Here is a 19,532-nt window from a genome sequence, read left to right as displayed (position 1 = left end):
CTGTTAGTTAAAAGGTTTTAAGTCAACGCGCGCCATCATCGCGGCTAACTGGGTACGATCGGTAATACCGACATTGCTCTGGCTCACGGCCAGGGCCGCAACGGCGGTAGCAAGACGTAAGGTATGTTCACTGGATTCGCGCATCAGCAGACCGTAGATCAGACCGCCAACCATCGAATCCCCGGCACCCACGGTGCTGACCACCTCCATTGAAGGCGGTTTGGCAATCCATTCCCCGGAGGCGTTAACCCACAGGGCACCTTCTGCACCCAGCGAAATCACCACGTGAGCGATACCCTGCTCGCGCAGCGCATGGGCAGCGTCAATCACATCCTTTAATTCTGGCAGCTTACGGCCCGCCCAGATCTCCAGTTCGCGGCGATTAGGCTTAACCAGCCACGGAGAGGCTTTCAGACCGGCGACCAGCGCGTCGCGGCTGCTGTCGAAAATAATGCACGGGCACTGGCTGCGCAGGCGCGTCATCCAGTCGGTGAACGCTTCCGGGCTGACGCCGGAGGGCAGACTGCCGCTGACGCACACCATGTCAAACTGGCCCAGCCAGCTCAGGGAATCGGCAACAAAGCGCTCCCAGTCAGCCGGGGTCACTTCGAAGCCGGAGAAGTTCAGATCGGTCACTTCACCGTCTTTCTCGGTCAGCTTAACGTTAATGCGGGTACGGCCCTGCACAACCTGAAAACGGTTGGCGATGCCCAACTCGCTGAACAGCTGCTGAAAACCGTCCTGGTTGTCTTTACCGAGGAAGCCGCCAACGGTGACGTCGATGCCGAGATCTTTCAGCACTTTCGCCACGTTAATGCCTTTCCCTGCGGCATGCAGGCCGGTCGTCCGCACCAGGTTAACTTCGCCACGCTCAATTTCCGGGCAGAACCCCACCAGATCGTAAGCCGGGTTCAGCGTAATGGTCGCAACACGTCTGCTCATTATGCGCCCTCCCCCAGACCAGCCGCGATGGCGTCGCCAATCGCTTTCAGCGCCTGTTCAGCATCCGCACCCTGCGCTGTAAAGCGCAGACGATGGCCTTTCTTCACGCCCAGCGCGACAACTTTCATCAGGCTGCGCCCGTTGGCTGGTTTACCCGAACCGTCCAGATTGGTCACGGTGATCTCACTTTCAAATTGTTTAATGGTATTCACCAGCATGGTGCCCGGACGGGCATGCAGGCCATGTTCGTTACGCACCACGTACTCTGCGCTCAGCAGGTCATCCGTCAGCGCATCGTCGCTGGTCAGCAGAGCCAGCACCGTCGCCGCGTCTGCGTTCAGCAGTTTTTCAGCTTTATTGTTCAGCAGCAGATCGCCCAGACGCTTCAGCACGGAAACCGGCTGATCGTCAGTCATGGCAACCGTTACCAGCATCGCGGCGCGTTCACCGTCGGTCTCAAAGGCAACCGCAGCACGGCTGACCGCGATAGCGCTGCGCAGGTTACCTTCAGCACTGTCGTTCAGCCAGATGCCCTGCCCCAGGTTTAATGGCTTATCATTGATTGCGCGCGTCACAAAAGCGGTATCCGCCGCACCGACCTCTTTCAGGCGAGCCGCATTCAGCGCCTGGAGCGTTACCAGATCGGACGCAACGACGTCCAGCGTCAGGGTTTCATTATCCAGCTTCAGCGCTTCGCTCTGTTTTTCGCCCATCAGCAGGGCACGCAGTTCTTCAGCAGTGGTGGCGGATTTAAGCTGTTCCGCGACGGCATCATCACTCAGCACGTGCGTCAGCTGACGCAGCAGGCCCAGGTGTTCGTCACCGCTGGCCGCGATGCCGATCGCCACATAAGCCACCTGACCCTCGCCCCACAGCACGCCCTGCGGGAACTGGAAGACCTGCACACCGGTTTTCAGCACCTGATCGCGGGTGTCCGTGGTGCCGTGCGGAATTGCAATACCGTTACCGAGGAAGGTGGAGGTCTGCTGTTCACGCGCCAGCATGCCGTTGACGTAGCCGTCAGCCACGTTGCCAGCCTGCACGAGCGCAGCGGCGACCTGGCGAATAGCCTCTTCTTTATTCCCGGCCTGTTCGCCCGGGTGAATATCCTGAACAGATAACTGGAACATGATTCTCCTCTCCTGCTGAAATTGAATCGTTTCAGCTTAACTGAGAAAATAGGCGCTAACCTGCTTCTTCAGGACATGCAAGATAGCGCTGAAACGTTTCAAGAAGTCTTGTCTTTTCTACAACAGGTTGCAAGAAAAGTTACATTTCTTGTTGCAGAATTTAGAAGTGCAGCACATTTCTTCTTCAGCTCAGGGGTTTTTGCTGATGTTCAGCAAACAGGTTCAGCACGCTTCAGCGAAACGGCGATAAACTGAAATGCCATTTTGATTTTTTGTAGCAATCTTGACTTTACCCTCTGTTTATTTAATGACGGGCGGCGTAAACTCCGCCTCTCTCTGTTACTCGCAAAGACTGAACATGCATAACACCCCCGCTGCCGCCTCACCAAAGCCTTTTGATTTGACGTCAACGGCGTTTTTGATTGTTGCTTTCCTCACCGGTATTGCCGGTGCGTTACAAACGCCTACGCTGAGCCTGTTTCTGACCAACGAAGTTCACGCCCGTCCGGCGATGGTTGGCTTCTTCTTTACCGGGAGCGCCATCATTGGCATTTTCGTCAGCCAGTTTCTTGCCGGTCGTTCAGACCGAAAAGGCGATCGCAAAAGCCTGATCGTTTTTTGCTGCCTGCTCGGGGTATTTGCCTGCCTGCTGTTTGCCTGGAACCGTAACTACTTCATTCTGCTGTTCGTGGGCGTCTTCCTGAGCAGTTTCGGCTCGACCGCCAACCCGCAGATGTTCGCCCTTGCCCGCGAGCATGCCGACCGCACCGGGCGGGAAGCGGTGATGTTCAGCTCGATACTGCGCGCGCAGGTGTCGCTGGCGTGGGTGATTGGCCCCCCGCTTGCCTACGCGCTGGCGATGGGTTTTGGCTTTACGGTGATGTACCTCAGCGCAGCCGTGGCCTTCGTTGTGTGCGGCGCAATGGTCTGGTTCTTCCTCCCCTCCATGCGCAAAGAGCCGAAAGTGGCGACCGGCACGCTAGAGGCACCTCGACGCAACCGCCGCGACGCGCTGCTGTTATTCATTATCTGTACGCTGATGTGGGGAACGAACAGCCTCTATATCATTAATATGCCGCTGTTTATTATTGATGAGCTGCATCTGCCGGAGAAGCTGGCCGGGATCATGATGGGAACCGCCGCGGGGCTTGAGATCCCCACCATGCTGATTGCGGGCTATTACGCGAAGCGCTTCGGCAAGCGCTTTTTGATGCGCGTCGCCGCCGTAGCCGGGCTGCTGTTTTATGTCGGTATGCTGACGGTTCATACGCCAGCCCTGCTTCTGGCTTTACAGCTGCTGAACGCCATTTACATCGGTATTCTGGCCGGTATCGGCATGCTCTACTTTCAGGACCTGATGCCGGGTCAGGCAGGCTCTGCCACCACCCTTTATACGAATACCACCCGCGTGGGCTGGATTATTGCAGGCTCACTGGCGGGCGTTGTGGCTGAAATCTGGAACTATCATACAGTGTTCTGGATTGCGCTGGTGATGTGCGTCATGACGCTGAGCTGCCTGACGCGAATCAAAGACGTTTAAGGCGCGGTGAGCGCTTCCAGCTCAAGCAGATAAGTGATGGCCTGCTGGCGCGTACTGCCGCACATTTCGGCGGTTGGCTGGAGCCCGGAGCACACCTTCGGGCGTAAAGGCGAGCCAAAGATCATGCACAGGTTAGTGTCAGAGAGCTGAACGCAGCGGGTATTGGCAGGCTTGCCCTCCGGCATGCCTGGAATGGGGCTTGAGATGGACGGTGCGGTACAGCACGCGCCACAGTCGGAACGACAATCCATACATGCTCTCTGTTGGTGGCAGATGCCCGCGCAGTCGGGCATTGCGCGCACAGTAACACCTTTTATGTATTGATAGCAAAACCCACGAATTCCGCTTGCCTGAAAGGCCGCGCGCGAGTAATTTGGCGCGATATTTTTTACCTCCCGTAAACAGGATTACTGCAATGCCAAGAGCGAACGAAATTAAGAAAGGTATGGTACTGAATTACAACGGCAAACTGCTGATTGTGAAAGATATCGACATTCAGGCACCCAGCGCCCGTGGCGCAGCAACGCTGTACAAAATGCGTTTCTCCGATGTCCGCACCGGCCTGAAAGTGGAAGAACGTTTTAAAGGCGACGATATCGTCGATACCGTAACCCTGACCCGTCGCTACGTTGATTTTTCCTACATTGACGGCAACGAATACGTGTTCATGGATAAAGAAGATTACACCCCGTATATCTTCACCAAAGATCAGATCGAAGAAGAGCTGCTGTTTATTCCTGAAGGTGGAATGCCGGACATGCAGGTGCTCACCTGGGATGGCGTGCTGCTGGCGCTGGAGCTGCCGCAGACAGTTGATCTGGAAATCGTTGAAACGGCACCGGGCATCAAAGGCGCGTCTGCAAGTGCGCGTAACAAACCGGCTACCCTGACTACCGGTCTGGTCGTACAGGTGCCAGAGTACCTGTCGGCGGGCGAGAAAATCCGTATCCATATCGAAGAAAAACGCTATATGGGTCGTGCTGACTGATTGTGGCATTTGCCGGGTGGCGGCTACGCCTTACCCGGCCTACAAAAACACAAAAACCGGCCTCAGAGCCGGTTTTTCGTAGGCCCGGTAAGCGTAGCGCCACCGGGCAATGAGACTTAAAGAAGTTCAGGATACTTCGTCATTTTCAGCGCCAGCTCGATACCGCGCACTTCCGCCATCCCTTTCAGACGGCCAATCGCCGAATACCCTGGATTCGTTTTCTTGCGCAGATCGTCCAGCATCTGGTGCCCGTGATCCGGACGGAACGGGATAGGACGAACATCTCCCGCCTGCTTACGACGAACCTCTTCAGAGAGAATGGCATCCACCACCGCAACCATGTTCACGTCGCCGCCAAGATGGGCTGCTTCGTGGAAGGTTTTTGGATTCTCTTCACGGCAGGTTGCACGCAGGTGGGTGAAATGAATGCGATCGCCGAAGGTTTCGATCATCCGCACCAGATCGTTATCCGCCCGCACCCCATACGAGCCCGTACACATGGTAAAGCCGTTGTAGATGCTATCCACCGTCTCTTTTAGCCACTGCATATCTTCAATCGTAGACACAATACGCGGCAGGCCGAGGATAGGACGCGGTGGATCGTCCGGATGAACCGCCAGCCGCACGCCGACTTCTTCTGCCACCGGCACGATAGCGCGCAGGAAGTGCGCCATGTTTTCACGCAGCTGGTTTTTATCGATATCGCCATATTCCGCCAGGCGCGCGCGGAACTGATCGAGGGTATAGCCCTCTTCCGCCCCCGGCAGGCCCGCGATGATATTGCGAACCAGCTTCTCAATGTCCGCTTCACTGGCGGCATTGAACCACGCCAGCGCCTGCTGCTGCTCTTCGGCGGTGTAGTCTGCTTCCGCACCCGGACGCTTCAGAATGTGCAGCTCGAAAGCCGCAAAAGCGATTTGATCGAAACGCAGCGCCTTCGAACCATCGGCCATTTCATATTCCAGGTCGGTACGCGTCCAGTCCAGAATCGGCATAAAGTTGTAGCAGACGGTATCAATACCGCAGGCTGCCAGGTTACGAATGCTCTGCTGATAATTCGCAATCCAGGTATCACACTCACCGGAGTGGGTTTTGATATCTTCGTGAACCGGAATACTTTCCACAACAGACCAGGTTAACCCCTTCTCTGCCAGCTGAGCCTGACGCTTTTGGATTTCCTCCACCGGCCACACCTGACCGTTCGGAATATGATGCAGCGCCGTGACCACACCCGTTGCGCCAGCCTGACGCACATCATCAAGAGAAACCGGATCGTTCGGCCCGTACCAACGCCAGGTTTGTTCCATTGCCCCACCCTCTCAAGTTGTTATACCAATATGTGTTACCTCAATGACGACTACCATACATGTTTAATCGAAGTGGTCAATACAGCGCGTGACATTGATTGATCAAACTCACATAACAGGGATATTTACGGCTTACCAATTTAATTTGTTGTCATATAACTTTACACTGGCATTGTTAATTAATGGTTAATCAGGTGTGTACTACATGAAGACTATTGCCTCCACCGCGCTTCCTGCTCATGTCCAGCAGCCCCGCTACGATCGCGAGCAGTTACGCTCCCGCATCGTCCATTTCGGTTTTGGCGCGTTCCACCGGGCGCATCAGGCGTTGTTAACAAACCGGGTACTGAATGCCAGAGGAGGCGACTGGGGAATTTGTGAGATTAGCCTCTTTAGCGGCGATGTCCTTATGGGCCAGCTCCGGGCGCAGGATCATCTGTTTACCGTGCTGGAGAAAGGTGCCGAAGGCAATCAGCCCATTATTATCGGTGCGGTAAAAGAGTGCCTTAACGCCAAACTCGACTCGCTGGCAGCCATTATTGAGAAATTCTGCGAACCGCAGGTGGCAATTGTCTCCCTCACCATTACCGAAAAAGGCTACTGCATCGATCCGGCGACGGGAAAACTGGATATGCAGAACAGCCGTATCCTGCACGATCTCGAGCATCCGTCTGAACCACATTCCGCACCGGGTATTCTGGTCGAAGCGCTTCATCGCCGCCGCGAGCGTGGCCTGCCGGCGTTTACCGTGCTCTCCTGCGACAATATTCCCGACAACGGCCACGTGGTGAAAAATGCCGTTCTCGGCATGGCCGGAAAGCGATCCGCAGAGCTGGCCGGATGGATCGAGGCGCACGTGAGCTTCCCTGGTACCATGGTCGACCGAATCGTGCCCGCCGCCACTGACGCCTCACTCGCGGAAATCACCCAGGAACTTGGCGTTGAAGATCCCTGCGCCATCAGCTGTGAACCGTTCATTCAGTGGGTAGTGGAAGATAACTTTGTCGCCGGGCGTCCGGAATGGGAGGTTGCAGGCGTACAGATGGTTGAGGATGTCCTGCCCTGGGAGCAGATGAAGCTGCGGATGCTGAACGGCAGCCACTCCTTCCTCGCGTATCTGGGCTACCTTGCTGGCTACGCGCACATAAATGAATGTATGCAGGACGACAGTTTCCGCGAGGCTGCCCGCAGGCTGATGCTGAATGAGCAGGCCCCTACGCTGCGCATCACCAACGTTGATCTGACAGCCTATGCTGACAGCCTGCTTAACCGCTTCGCCAACCCGGCCCTTCAGCATCGTACATGGCAAATCGCCATGGACGGCAGCCAGAAACTGCCTCAGCGCATGCTGGATGGGATCCGCATGCATCTTGAGCGTAACACCGCCTGGCCATTACTGGCGCTGGGGGTGGCGGGCTGGATGCGCTACGTCAGCGGGACGGACGAACAGGGCAACGCCATTGACGTGCGCGATCCGCTGAGCGAAAAGTTTAATGCGATTGCTGAAGCCAGCAGCGACGCGGAGCGCGTTAACGCCCTGCTGACGCTGAAAGAAATTTTTGGCGACGACCTGCCGCAAAACCCTGTCTTTGTCGACGCGATAGCCGGGGCGTACCGGCGCATCACCCGCCTCGGCGCGCGTCAGGCCGTTATCGAAACGTTAAAAATTTAGCGATTATTGCGTTTAAGGCGAACGGTTTTACGCTCCGTTCGCCCTCCCTCTTCTCAATGCCCGATTTTTTCGTCAGGATGATAGGTAGTTGTTACTACATCACAATTATTTATCGGAGCGCACGTGACCAAAACCAACCTGATCACCGGTTTTCTCGGCAGCGGTAAAACTACGTCCATTCTGCATTTGCTGGCCAATAAAGATCCGGCGGAAAAGTGGGCCGTGCTGGTCAACGAATTTGGGGAAGTCGGCATCGACGGCGCGTTGCTCGCCGACAGCGGCGCGATGGTGAAAGAGATCCCGGGCGGGTGTATGTGCTGCGTGAATGGTCTGCCGATGCAGGTCGGGCTGAATACGCTGCTGCGTCAGGGCAAGCCGGACCGGTTGCTGATTGAGCCTACCGGGCTGGGTCATCCTAAGCAAATCCTTGATTTACTGACCGCCCCGGTATACGAGCCGTGGCTTGAGCTGCGTGCGACGCTTTGCCTGTTAGACCCCCGCCAGCTGCTGGATGAAAAAACGATCAACAACGACAATTTCCGCGACCAGCTCGCCTCGGCAGATATTATCGTGGCGAATAAATCCGATCGCGCGACGGCTGAGAGTCAGGCCGCGTTCGAGTCCTGGTGGCAGCAGGCTGGCGGTGGACGTCAATACGTGCAGACCACCCAGGGCAACATTGATGGCGCCCTGCTCGATCTTCCCCGCCTCAACCAGACGCAACTGCCTGCCAGCGCAGAGCATTCGCATAGCCACGGCGCGAAGCAAGGCCTGGCTGCACTGAGCCTGCCGGAACATCAGCGCTGGCGTCGAAATTTGAACAGCGGTCAGGGGCACCAGGCCTGCGGGTGGATCTTCGATGCCGATACGGTTTTCGACACCATTGGTATACTGGAATGGGCGAGACTGGCGCCGGTTGAGCGGGTAAAAGGGATCATGCGCACTCCGGATGGTCTGGTGCGCATTAACCGTCAGGGCGAGGATTTCTTTATTGAAACCCAGAATGTCGCGCCACCCGACAGCCGGATAGAGTTAATTAGTGCGGTTAATACCGACTGGAATGCTCTCCAGTCAAGCCTGTTGAAGCTTCGTTTAAGTTTGGGCGGCTAACGTTGCCCCTGATTTCACACATTGCTGAAGACTATGACGACTCGACTTCCTGCTATTTTATTGCTCAACGCTGCCGGTCTGGCGCTCTTTTTCTCCTGGTATATCCCGGCGGATCACGGTTTCTGGTTCCCGCTGGATTCCGGGCTGTTCCACTTCTTTAACCAGGCGCTGGCGAAGAGTGAAGCCTTCCTGTGGCTGGTGGCGATCACCAACAACCGCGCGTTTGACGGCTGTTCGCTGCTGGCAATGGGCTGTCTGATGCTCTCCTTCTGGCTGAAGGAAGACAAAACGGGTCGTCGCCGTATTCTGATTATCGGCCTGGTGATGCTGCTGACGGCCGTGATTATCAACCAGCTGGCGCAGCATCTGATGCCGGTTAAACGCGCCAGTCCGTCGCTCTTTTTCCCGAATATTAACCGCGTCAGCGAGCTGCTTCATATTCCAACCAAAGATGCCTCGAAGGACAGTTTCCCGGGCGACCACGGTATGATGCTGCTGATTTTTGCAGGCTTCATGCTGCGCTATTTTGGTAAAAAAGCCTTCGCCATCGCCCTGGTTATTGTGGTGGTATTTGCATTCCCGCGAGTGATGATTGGTGCTCACTGGCTGACAGATATCGCCGTAGGCTCCCTCACGGCGGTGTTAATTGGTTTACCGTGGGTGCTGATGACCCCACTGAGCGATCGCGTAATAGGTATTTTTGATCGCTATCTTCCCGGTAAATTTAAACAAGTCAGAAACAAATAAATAACGCAAATTAACACCATTCATCGGGGATCGTTTTCGGTCCCTGAGTCTCTTCTTTCCGGCGTCATTCAACGCTGTCATCATCCTGTCATACAATTCGTGATAAAAATGAAGCAATTGCAGGGATTATCGGTATGAATGGCGGCATTTTGAGCAATTCCGCGCTGTAACTTTGTGTATCACATTTTCTTATAAAAAATCGGACTTTTTTGCTCGCAATACCCCGTGCAATCGGTTAACCTCGAACTCGTTTTGCCCCACTGAGATAATTATTATCATGGTGAATAATTTTGTGCGTTGAGCCACAGTTTTCACCATAAAGAATTGTCTCATTGTGAACAGATAATTAGTCTCGTCACGGTTGGCATTTTTATAACGATATTTTCGTTAAGGACTTCAAGGGAAAACAAACAAAATGGTCAAATCTCAACCAATCTTGAGATATATCTTGCGGGGGATCCCGGCGATTGCAGTGGCGGTTCTGCTTTCGGCATGTAGTACGACGAATACCGCGAAGAATATGCATCCTGAGACGCGTGTTGTGGGAATGGAAGATTCCTCTTCACTGCAAGCCTCTCAGGATGAATTTGAAAATATGGTACGTAATCTCGACGTTAAGTCGCGTATTATGGATCAGTATGCTGACTGGAAAGGCGTGCGTTACCGTCTGGGCGGCAGCACCAAGAAAGGCATCGATTGTTCCGCTTTCGTACAGCGTACGTTCCGTGAGCAGTTTGGGTTAGACCTTCCGCGTTCTACCTATGAACAGCAGGAGATGGGCAAATCCATTTCGCGCACTAAACTACGCACGGGCGATTTAGTCCTGTTCAGAGCAGGTTCAACCGGTCGACACGTTGGCATCTATATCGGTAACGATCAGTTTGTCCATGCTTCCACCAGCAGCGGTGTGACGATTTCCAGCATGAACGAACCTTACTGGAAGAAACGCTACAACGAAGCTCGCCGCGTTCTGAGCCGTAGTTAATATTGTTGTCGTATCGTTGGTTATCCCTTGGCTGGCGATACGATAAAAAAAGCACTGCTCCGGCAGTGTTTTTTTTTGCCCGTTACACTGATAACTACCAGCGGCATTTCAGGAATCACGACATCTATGTTAACCCGCTACTTCTCCAGCAACCGCAAGATACTGTTTATCAGTTTCCTTACAGGGTTATTCACTGCCCTGCTTCTGGGAGCATTACAGTTTTACTGGAGTTATCACAAGCGAGACGTCAGATTCGATACTCTCATTACCGATTTAAGCGTTTACATGGAGAGCTATTTCGATGAGCTCAAAATGTCGATTGATACGCTCCAGCCACTCACGCTGAACAGCTGCGAGGAAGTGAGTGCCGCCCTGACCTCCCGGGCGGCCTTTAGCATCAACGTGCGCGCCTTTTTGCTGGTCAGGGATAAACAGGCCTTCTGCTCCTCGGCAACAGGCCCGATGAATACCCCGATGGAAAAGCTTATCCCTCAGCTACATATCAGCAAACCTGTTGATATCGCGCTCCTGCCGGGCACGCCAATGCTGCCGGATAAGCCCGCGATCGCCATCTGGTATCGCAATCCGCTGGTGAAAGACGGCGGCGTGTTTACGTCCGTCAACCTCAACCTGTCGCCTTATCTTCTCTATACGTCACGTCAGGATGAATTTGCCGGGATATCGATCGTCATTGGCGATTCCGCGTTATCTACACAGTCCGGAATGCTGATCCAGGCGCGGGATTTGCCTGACGTCCCTGCCCGTAGCGCCACGCTGAAAAATATTCCATTGACCGTTAACGTTTATGCGCAAGCCTGGACAACCGATGAACTGCTCTACGCGGTGTTTTTCGGCCTGGTCTGCGGTATCGCGGCGGGCCTGTTGAATTTCTATATTCTTACTATCCGTCTCAATCCGGGGAGAGAGATCCTCACGGCCATCAAGCACGACCAGTTTTACGTGGTCTATCAACCCGTCGTGGATGCGCAGTCGCTCAGAATGACCGGGCTGGAAGTCCTGATGCGCTGGAAGCATCCGGTGATGGGCGAAATTCCACCGGATGCCTTTATTAACTTCGCTGAAGCGCAGAAGCTGATTGTCCCGCTGACGCTGCATCTTTTTGACCTGATTATCCGCGATGCCCCTGTCCTGCAAACGGTGCTCCCGCCTGGGGCCAAGTTTGGGATCAACATCGCGCCCGGGCATCTGCATGCGGAAAGCTTTAAAGAGGATATGCGCGCGTTTCTCGCCGCCCTTCCGCCCGATCACTTCCAGATTGTGCTGGAAATAACCGAGCGCGACATGATTAACCACCGCGAGGCAAATCAGCTGTTCGAATGGCTGCACAATGAAGGTTTTGAAATCGCCATCGATGATTTTGGCACTGGCCACAGCGCGCTGATCTATCTGGAACGCTTCACGATGGATTACCTGAAAATTGACCGTGGCTTCGTGAATGCCATCGGGACTGAAACCGTCACCTCGCCAGTGCTTGACGCGGTGCTGACGCTGGCAGAACGTCTGAATATGATAACCGTCGCCGAGGGTGTTGAAACGCCCGAGCAGGCGGCGTGGCTGCGCGAGCATGGCGTAAACTATCTTCAGGGCTACTGGATTGGCCGCCCGATGCCGCTGGAGCAGTTCAGGACGTGGCAACCCGATATCACGCTCGGGGAATAATTTCACAATCACGGCGCTGTCCCTTATTATTCTGTTCAACCGAGCCTGTCTGTGAACAAAGGGATCCGCCGCACTATGATTACGCGCGTTGTGTTGACGCTGTTGGCGCTGGTGAGCCTGTCGAGCCAGGCGCAGACCATCAAAGAGAGCACGGCCTTTGCCGTCATTGGCGAGCCGAAGTACGCAGTTAACTTTAACCACTACGATTACGTCAACCCAGCCGCCCCGAAAGGCGGAAACGTGACGCTTTCCGCCACGGGAACATTTGACAACTTTAACCGCTTTGCCCTGCGCGGCGTAGCGGCAGCGCGTACCGAATCCCTCTATGACACGCTGTTCGTCACCTCCGACGACGAGCCCGGCAGCTATTATCCCCTGGTCGCCGAGAACGTACGTTACGCCGAAGATTTCAGCTGGGCAGAAATCGCGATTAATCCGCGGGCGCGTTTTCACGACGGTACGCCGGTTAGCGCCCGCGACGTGGCGTTCACCTTTCATAAATTTATGACCGAAGGCGTGCCGCAGTTTCGTCTGGTGTACAAGGGCACCACGGTGAAAGCCATCGCCCCGCTGACCGTGCGAATCGAACTCCCTGAGGCGAACAAAGAGAATATGCTGAGCCTGTTCTCCCTGCCCGTCATGCCCGAATCCTTCTGGAAAAACCATAAGCTGAGCGATCCCCTCTCTACCCCGCCGCTGGCCGGAGGGCCGTATCGCATTACCGACTGGCGAATGGGCCAGTATGTGATCTATTCCCGTGTGAAAGATTACTGGGCAGCCACGCTGCCGGTAAACCGGGGCCGCTGGAACTTCGATACAATCCGCTACGACTACTACCTGGATGATAACGTGGCCTTCGAGGCATTTAAGGCAGGCGCATTTGATTTACGTGTCGAGAACAGCGCCAAAAACTGGGCGACCCGCTATATCGGAAAAAATTTCGCGAAAGGCTATATCGTTAAAGACGAACACAAAAACGAATCCGCGCAGGACACGCGCTGGCTGGCGTTTAATATTCAGCGCCCGGTTTTTTCCGATCGTCGGGTGCGTGAAGCCATTACTCTGGCGTTTGATTTCGAATGGATGAACAAAGCGCTGTTTTACGGAGCCTACAGCCGGGCGAACAGCTATTTCCAGAATACTGAATATGCCGCCCGTGATTATCCCCACGCGGCCGAGCTGGTTTTGCTGGCGCCATTGAAAGCGGAGCTACCGCCGGAGGTGTTCACCCGCATATTTGAACCGCCCAAATCCGACGGAAACGGGTTCGACCGGGACAACCTGCTGAAAGCCAGCAGCCTGCTGGATGACGCTGGCTGGGTGCTGAAAAATCGGCAACGGGTTAATGCGCAAACCGGTAAACCGCTCAGCTTCGAACTGCTGATTGCCTCTGGCGCAAACGATCAGTGGGTGCTGCCGTTTAAGAAGAACCTTGCCCGGCTTGGCGTCACTATGAATATCCGCCAGGTCGATATGGCCCAGTTGACTAACCGCAAGCGCAGTCGCGATTACGATATGATGCAGACCCTGTGGGCCGCCCAGCCGTGGCCGAGTTCAGATCTGCAAATCTCCTGGGCATCGGGGTATATCGACTCCTCCTACAACGCCCCGGGCGTAAAGAGCCCGGTGATTGATGCGCTGATTGCAAAAATTGTGGCCGCTCAGGGCGATAAGAACAAGCTTCTGCCGCTTGGCCGCGCGCTCGATCGGGTATTAACCTGGAACTATTACATGCTGCCGATGTGGTATATGGGCGAAGATCGCGTGGCCCGCTGGGATAAATTCTCCCTGCCTGCCGTTCGCCCGGTTTACACCCTCGGCTTTGACACCTGGTGGTATGACGTGAATAAAGCCGCAAAATTGCCCGCAGAGCGGCGTTAAGGAGTGACGATGGGCGCTTATCTTATCCGCCGGCTGCTGTTAGTGATCCCGACGCTGTGGGCCATCATTACCATTAACTTTTTTATCGTCCAGATCGCCCCCGGCGGTCCGGTGGACCAGGCGATTGCGGCAATAGAATTTGGTCACGCTGGCGGCATGCCGGGCGGCGGCGGCGAAGGAATGGGGGCCAGCCATGCCCGGACGGGCGTGGGCAACATCAGCGAAAGCCACTACCGGGGCGGTCGGGGACTGGATCCGGAGGTGATCGCCGAGATCACCCATCGCTATGGTTTTGACAAGCCGCTGCACGAGCGCTATTTCAGGATGCTATGGGATTATGTCCGTTTCGATTTTGGCGACAGCCTGTTTCGCAGCGCCTCGGTGTTAACCCTGATCAAACAAAGCCTGCCGGTTTCCATCACGCTCGGACTGTGGGGGACGCTGATTATTTATCTGGTCTCCATTCCGCTGGGGATAAGGAAAGCGGTCTACAACGGTAGCCGTTTCGATATCTGGAGCAGTACGTTTATTATCATCGGCTACGCTATTCCGGCGTTTCTGTTTGCCGTGCTGTTGATTGTGTTTTTCGCAGGCGGCAGTTATTTCGACCTCTTCCCGCTGCGCGGGCTGGTCTCCGCGGATTTCAGCACGCTGCCGTGGTATCAGAAAATCACCGATTACTTCTGGCACATCACGCTGCCGGTGCTGGCGACGGTCATCGGCGGTTTTGCGGCGCTTACGATGCTGACCAAAAACGCCTTTCTTGATGAGATCCGCAAACAGTACGTCGTCACCGCGCGCGCCAAAGGCGTCGGTGAAAAGCAGATCATGTGGAAGCACGTTTTTCGTAACGCCATGCTGCTGGTGATTGCAGGTTTCCCCGCCACGTTCATCAGTATGTTTTTTACCGGCTCGTTGCTGATAGAAGTGATGTTCTCGCTCAACGGATTAGGGCTGCTGGGCTATGAGGCCACCGTCTCCCGTGATTATCCGGTGATGTTTGGCACACTCTACATTTTCACCCTGATCGGCCTGCTGCTGAACATCATCAGCGATATCAGCTATACGCTGGTCGATCCCCGTATCGATTTTGAGGGCCGCTGATGTCGCGTTTAAGCCCCGTCAATCAGGCCCGCTGGGCGCGCTTTCGCCACAACCGTCGCGGCTACTGGTCGCTGTGGATCTTCGCCGTCCTGTTCGCTTTAAGTATGTGTTCGGAACTGATTGCCAACGATAAACCCCTGCTGGTGCATTTCAAAGACCGCTGGTATGTACCGGTGCTTACTACCTATAGCGAAAGCGATTTTGGCGGCCCATTTGTGACGCCAGCCGAGTACCAGGATCCCTGGTTACGTGAGCAGATAGCGCAGCACGGCTGGGCTATCTGGGCACCGATTCGTTTTGGCGCGAACAGTATTAACTTCGCCACGTCTACCCCCTTCCCTTCGCCGCCTTCCGCGCAAAACTGGCTGGGAACGGACGCCAACGGCGGCGATGTGCTGGCGCGTATCCTCTATGGCACCCGCATCTCGCTCCTGTTTGGGCTGATGCTGACGCTCTTTAGCAGCGTAATGGGCGTTGTGGCGGGCGCCGTGCAAGGCTATTACGGGGGTAAAATAGATTTATGGGGACAGCGCGTGATTGAAGTCTGGTCCGGTATGCCAACGCTGTTTCTGATTATCCTGCTGTCCAGTGTGGTACAGCCTGGCTTCTGGTGGCTGCTCGGGATCACCGTCCTGTTCGGCTGGATGGCGCTGGTCGGCGTGGTGCGCGCGGAGTTTCTGCGCACGCGGAATTACGACTATATTCGCGCCGCGCAAGCGTTAGGCGTGAGCGATCGCGCAATTATCTTCCGCCACATGCTTCCCAATGCGGTGGTGGCGACCCTCACCTTCCTGCCGTTTATTTTGTGCAGCTCCATTACCACCCTGACGTCGCTTGATTTTCTTGGTTTCGGTTTGCCACTGGGCTCACCGTCCCTTGGCGAACTGCTGTTGCAGGGCAAAAACAATCTCCAGGCCCCCTGGCTGGGCATCACCGCATTCCTCTCCGTGGCGGTGCTGCTTTCCCTGCTGATTTTTATTGGCGAAGCCGTGCGCGATGCCTTCGATCCCAACAAGGCGGTATGACATGACCCGGCCTCTTCTGAGCATAGAAAACCTGTCGATTGCGTTTTCAAAGCAGGGCGAATCACGCACGGTAGTGACGGATTTATCGTTGCAGATCCAGCGCGGAGAGACGCTGGCGCTGGTCGGGGAATCCGGTTCCGGTAAAAGCGTCTCGGCACTTTCGGTGCTGCGCCTGCTCCCCTCCCCGCCGGTCAGCTATCCGCAGGGGGATATTCTGTTCCATGGACAATCGCTGCTGAACGCTGACGAGCAAACCCTGCGCGGCATTCGTGGCAATAACATCGCCATGATTTTTCAGGAGCCGATGGTGTCGCTCAACCCTCTGCATACGCTGGAAAAACAGCTCTATGAAGTGCTGTCCCTTCATCGGGGAATGCGTAAAGAGGCAGCGCGGGGTGAAATTCTGGACTGCCTTGAACGCACCGGTATTCGTCATGCGGCGAAACGGCTGAACGATTTCCCGCACCAGCTTTCCGGCGGCGAGCGCCAGCGCGTGATGATCGCAATGGCCCTGCTCACACGCCCCGAACTGCTGATTGCCGATGAACCCACCACCGCGCTGGACGTCACGGTGCAGGCGCAAATTCTGCAACTGCTGCGCGAGCTTCGCGACGAGCTGAACATGAGCCTGTTGTTCATTACGCACAACCTGAGCATCGTGAAAAAGCTTGCTGACACGGTGGCCGTGATGCAAAACGGCCGCTGCGTGGAACAGAACCGGGCATCCGCCCTGCTGAGCGCGCCTCAGCACCCGTATACACAGCGCCTGCTCGATAGCGAACCCGCTGGCGACCCGGTTCCGCTTAACGCTGACTGCGCGCCGTTGCTGAGCGTTGAGGGGCTGTCGGTGTCATTCCCGATCCGCAAAGGCATTCTCCGTCGCGTGGTCGATCACAATCATGTCCTGAAAGACATGAGTTTCGCTCTGCGTCCGGGTGAGTCGCTTGGGCTTGTGGGCGAATCCGGCTCGGGCAAAAGCACCACCGGCCTGGCGCTGCTGCGCCTGATCGCCTCTCAGGGAAGCATTGTCTTTGACGGCATGCCGCTGCAAAACCTGAATCGCCGGATGATGCTTCCTGTCCGCCCGCGGATGCAGGTGGTATTTCAGGATCCAAACTCTTCGCTTAACCCGCGCCTGAGCGTATTACAGATTATTGAAGAGGGCCTGCGCGTCCACCAGCCGACAATGACGGCGCAACAGCGTGAAATCGACGTGAAGCGGGTGATGGAGGAAGTGGGTTTAGATCCCGAGACCCGGCACCGGTATCCGGCTGAGTTTTCTGGCGGACAGCGCCAGCGTATAGCGATTGCCCGCGCGCTGATCCTGAAACCGGAGCTGATCGTGCTGGACGAGCCAACCTCTTCCCTGGACCGCACCGTGCAGGCGCAAATTCTGGCGCTGCTGAAGGGGCTACAGGAAAAGCATCGGCTGGCCTATATCTTTATCAGCCACGATTTACAGGTGGTGCGTGCGCTTTGCCATCAGGTGGTGGTATTGCGGCAGGGAGAAGTCGTGGAGCAGGGAGAGTGCCAGCGCGTATTCACCGCGCCGACGCAGGATTACACGCGCCAGCTATTGTCCGCTGACTAGCACTCAGAAAGGGTATTGACCGGAGAACGGCTCGGCAATGGCCACGCCGAAGTTTTTCAGACGACAGGTGGCGGCAAACTCATCCTGGCTGTTAACAAACAGGCACGGCTCACCTTCGCATTCCAGCACGGAGCTGTCCACTTCGATGTCCGTCAGCGCCTGGCTGAGACGTTCCATAACCGGCCACGCATTTTCATCGCTCGGGCTGAGCAGTTTGAGCGCCACCAGGCAATTATCCTCCCCGGCAACGCTTTGCGGAATCGGTTCAACTTTCGAACCTGCAAAACCCGTCGACCAGCGATAGCTCTGGGGCAAGCGATGGACAATGGAGAGTTGTAATGTATTCACGTTCAGATCCCCGGAAGCAAATTTACTTCACAATTTATTTACATTTATAGTAACACATCATCGACAACCTGCACTGTTTAGCGGATTTTATAGGCGTTGCAGGCTCGCGTCGGCGCTATATGTACCCGTTTCTGCGATCTAACTCAACCTTTTTAAATACAATGATGTGACTTTTTACATAAATAGATTTTACATAAAAGAAACAAACACAGGGTAAACGAACGTAGGGTTGGTTGATATGGGTCAACAAAAAGGCCCGTATCGGGCCTTAAGTGGTCATTTATGCGCCGTCTTTCGCGGCCGGCTGGCGTAAAGATAAAAAAGAATGGAGCAGGTCGCGCAGAGGGCAATCGCCCACAGCATCGGCCAGGCGGTATTAAACGTCGCCGTCGAGAGCAGCGCCCCGACTATCGCGCCAATCCCGAAACGGAACGTTCCTGCCAGCGACGAGGCGGTACCCGCCATATGCGGGAATTCGTCGAGGATCACCGCCATCGCGTTGGATGAAACCATCGACACGCAGCCGACAAACGCCGCCACGCCCACCACCAGCGCCCAGAAACCGACGCCCAGCAACGCGCTCAATACCAGCCAGATAGCCATCACGAACTGGATCCACAGCCCGGCGCGGAACATATTCAGCGCCCCAACCCGCCGGACAAAGCGGCTGTTGATAATGGTCATCACAAACAGGAACACAATATTCAGCGCGAAGTAGTAACCAAAATGCTGGGGTGACACATGGTTCAGTTCGATGTACACAAACGGCCCCGCACTCAGGAACGAGAACATTCCGGCAAAGCTGAAGCCGCTGGCAAGCATATAACTGAGCACACGCTTATGGCGAAACAGCGAGGCAAAGTTGCCAAGCGTGGTGCGAACGTGGAACTTCTGACGTCGCTCGACCGGCAGCGTTTCATCGATAAAGACGAAGATCATCACCGAGGCCAGCAGCGCGGCAATCGCCAGGATCCAGAAAATCGCATGCCAGCTGAACCAAACCAGCACCGCCCCGCCCACCATGGGGGCGACCAGCGGCGCAATTGTCGTGACCAGCATGACGAACGACATCATGCGTGAGAACTCTTCCTTCGGGTAGACGTCGCGCATCAGCGCGTTAATTACCACGCTTGCCGCAGCCGCCGCCAGGCCATGGAAGAAACGCATCACAATCAGCTGATCGATACTCTGCGCCAGCGCGCAGGCCACCGCCGCCGCGGCAAATATCAATGTCCCCCCCAGAATAACGGGTTTACGCCCCAGGCTGTCGGCCATTGGGCCATAAAAGAGCTGACCGAGGGCAAAACCAAGAATGTAGGTGCTGAGCGTCATCTGCGCGCTGCCTGCCGGTACGCCAAACTGCGCGGAAATCACCGGCAGCGCGGGCAGATACATATCGATAGACAGCGGCATCAGCATGGCCAGCAGGCCAAGGATAAATACAATTTTAAACGACGAGTGTGGCCTGGTGGTCACTGAGTT

18 protein-coding genes are annotated in these 19,532 nt (G+C 55.5%); 12 read left to right on the top strand and 6 right to left on the bottom strand.

Going from position 1 to position 19,532, the window contains the following annotated elements; translation table 11 throughout:
• Positions 1 to 3: 3 nt before the first annotated feature.
• Positions 4 to 942, bottom strand: a complete 939-nt coding sequence (gene fruK / locus CU081_RS11730) for a 1-phosphofructokinase (RefSeq protein WP_006811313.1) — start codon at positions 940 to 942, stop codon at positions 4 to 6.
• Positions 942 to 2,072 (bottom strand): fused PTS fructose transporter subunit IIA/HPr protein, encoded by a 1,131-nt coding sequence (gene fruB, locus CU081_RS11725; RefSeq protein ID WP_003859349.1) that lies wholly within the window; start codon positions 2,070 to 2,072, stop codon positions 942 to 944. Before fruB ends, fruK begins: the two co-directional genes overlap by 1 nt.
• 75 nt (positions 2,073 to 2,147) lie before the next feature.
• Between fruB and CU081_RS26245 the strand changes: the two genes are divergently transcribed.
• On the top strand, positions 2,148 to 2,327 hold the full coding sequence (locus tag CU081_RS26245) for a hypothetical protein (RefSeq protein ID WP_162183707.1): 180 nt from the start codon (positions 2,148 to 2,150) through the stop codon (positions 2,325 to 2,327).
• Positions 2,328 to 2,430: 103 nt separating this feature from the next.
• Positions 2,431 to 3,612: a sugar efflux transporter SetB gene (gene setB / locus CU081_RS11720; RefSeq protein WP_003859351.1), complete on the top strand. Its 1,182-nt coding sequence runs from the start codon at positions 2,431 to 2,433 to the stop codon at positions 3,610 to 3,612.
• On the opposite strand, the gene CU081_RS11715 is transcribed toward setB, so the two are convergent.
• A complete protein-coding gene (locus CU081_RS11715; protein WP_003859353.1) occupies positions 3,609 to 3,863 on the bottom strand; it encodes a YkgJ family cysteine cluster protein in 255 nt (84 codons plus the stop codon). The two genes, setB and CU081_RS11715, sit on opposite strands and share 4 nt — an antisense overlap.
• Before the next feature lie 164 nt (positions 3,864 to 4,027).
• Between CU081_RS11715 and yeiP the strand changes: the two genes are divergently transcribed.
• Complete coding sequence (yeiP, locus tag CU081_RS11710) at positions 4,028 to 4,600, top strand: elongation factor P-like protein YeiP (RefSeq protein ID WP_003859355.1); 573 nt, start codon at positions 4,028 to 4,030, stop codon at positions 4,598 to 4,600.
• A gap of 116 nt (positions 4,601 to 4,716) precedes the next feature.
• Here the strand turns inward: yeiP and uxuA are convergent, their stop codons facing one another.
• Positions 4,717 to 5,907 (bottom strand): mannonate dehydratase, encoded by a 1,191-nt coding sequence (uxuA, locus tag CU081_RS11705; protein WP_015572308.1) that lies wholly within the window; start codon positions 5,905 to 5,907, stop codon positions 4,717 to 4,719.
• A 205-nt stretch (positions 5,908 to 6,112) separates the two neighbouring features.
• Here uxuA and CU081_RS11700 point away from each other — a divergent pair, with 205 nt between their 5' ends.
• From CU081_RS11700 to yejF, 9 genes are all read left to right on the top strand, one after another.
• Entirely contained in the window at positions 6,113 to 7,579 is a 1,467-nt protein-coding gene (locus CU081_RS11700) for a mannitol dehydrogenase family protein (RefSeq protein WP_003859359.1), read from the top strand.
• A 123-nt stretch (positions 7,580 to 7,702) separates the two neighbouring features.
• On the top strand, positions 7,703 to 8,689 hold the full coding sequence (locus CU081_RS11695) for a CobW family GTP-binding protein (RefSeq protein ID WP_003859361.1): 987 nt from the start codon (positions 7,703 to 7,705) through the stop codon (positions 8,687 to 8,689).
• Between the two features lie 33 nt (positions 8,690 to 8,722).
• Positions 8,723 to 9,436, top strand: coding sequence for a phosphatase PAP2 family protein (locus CU081_RS11690; RefSeq protein ID WP_003859363.1), 714 nt, complete (start codon positions 8,723 to 8,725; stop codon positions 9,434 to 9,436).
• A gap of 415 nt (positions 9,437 to 9,851) precedes the next feature.
• A complete protein-coding gene (gene mepS / locus CU081_RS11685; protein WP_003859364.1) occupies positions 9,852 to 10,421 on the top strand; it encodes a bifunctional murein DD-endopeptidase/murein LD-carboxypeptidase in 570 nt (189 codons plus the stop codon).
• Positions 10,422 to 10,547: 126 nt separating this feature from the next.
• Positions 10,548 to 12,101, top strand: a complete 1,554-nt coding sequence (locus CU081_RS11680) for a cyclic di-GMP phosphodiesterase (protein ID WP_039268976.1) — start codon at positions 10,548 to 10,550, stop codon at positions 12,099 to 12,101.
• Positions 12,102 to 12,176: 75 nt separating this feature from the next.
• Complete coding sequence (locus tag CU081_RS11675) at positions 12,177 to 13,982, top strand: extracellular solute-binding protein (protein WP_003859368.1); 1,806 nt, start codon at positions 12,177 to 12,179, stop codon at positions 13,980 to 13,982.
• Positions 13,983 to 13,991: 9 nt separating this feature from the next.
• On the top strand, positions 13,992 to 15,086 hold the full coding sequence (locus CU081_RS11670; protein ID WP_003859369.1) for a microcin C ABC transporter permease YejB: 1,095 nt from the start codon (positions 13,992 to 13,994) through the stop codon (positions 15,084 to 15,086).
• Positions 15,086 to 16,111, top strand: a complete 1,026-nt coding sequence (locus tag CU081_RS11665; RefSeq protein WP_003859370.1) for an ABC transporter permease — start codon at positions 15,086 to 15,088, stop codon at positions 16,109 to 16,111. Before CU081_RS11670 ends, CU081_RS11665 begins: the two co-directional genes overlap by 1 nt.
• A gap of 1 nt (position 16,112) precedes the next feature.
• On the top strand, positions 16,113 to 17,702 hold the full coding sequence (gene yejF, locus CU081_RS11660) for a microcin C ABC transporter ATP-binding protein YejF (RefSeq protein ID WP_003859371.1): 1,590 nt from the start codon (positions 16,113 to 16,115) through the stop codon (positions 17,700 to 17,702).
• A gap of 3 nt (positions 17,703 to 17,705) precedes the next feature.
• Here yejF and CU081_RS11655 read toward each other — a convergent pair whose 3' ends face one another.
• Both CU081_RS11655 and CU081_RS11645 read right to left on the bottom strand, forming a co-directional pair.
• Positions 17,706 to 18,050: a YejG family protein gene (locus CU081_RS11655; RefSeq protein ID WP_003859372.1), complete on the bottom strand. Its 345-nt coding sequence runs from the start codon at positions 18,048 to 18,050 to the stop codon at positions 17,706 to 17,708.
• A gap of 276 nt (positions 18,051 to 18,326) precedes the next feature.
• Positions 18,327 to 19,526, bottom strand: coding sequence for a Bcr/CflA family multidrug efflux MFS transporter (locus tag CU081_RS11645; protein ID WP_003859373.1), 1,200 nt, complete (start codon positions 19,524 to 19,526; stop codon positions 18,327 to 18,329).
• Positions 19,527 to 19,532: the final 6 nt, after the last annotated feature.

Source organism: Enterobacter sp. CRENT-193, assembly GCF_002787395.1.
Taxonomy (GTDB): Bacteria; Pseudomonadota; Gammaproteobacteria; order Enterobacterales; family Enterobacteriaceae; genus Enterobacter; species Enterobacter hormaechei_C.
The sequence above is the reverse complement of the archived record's forward strand: the minus strand, read 5'-3'. Positions and strand labels throughout refer to the sequence as shown.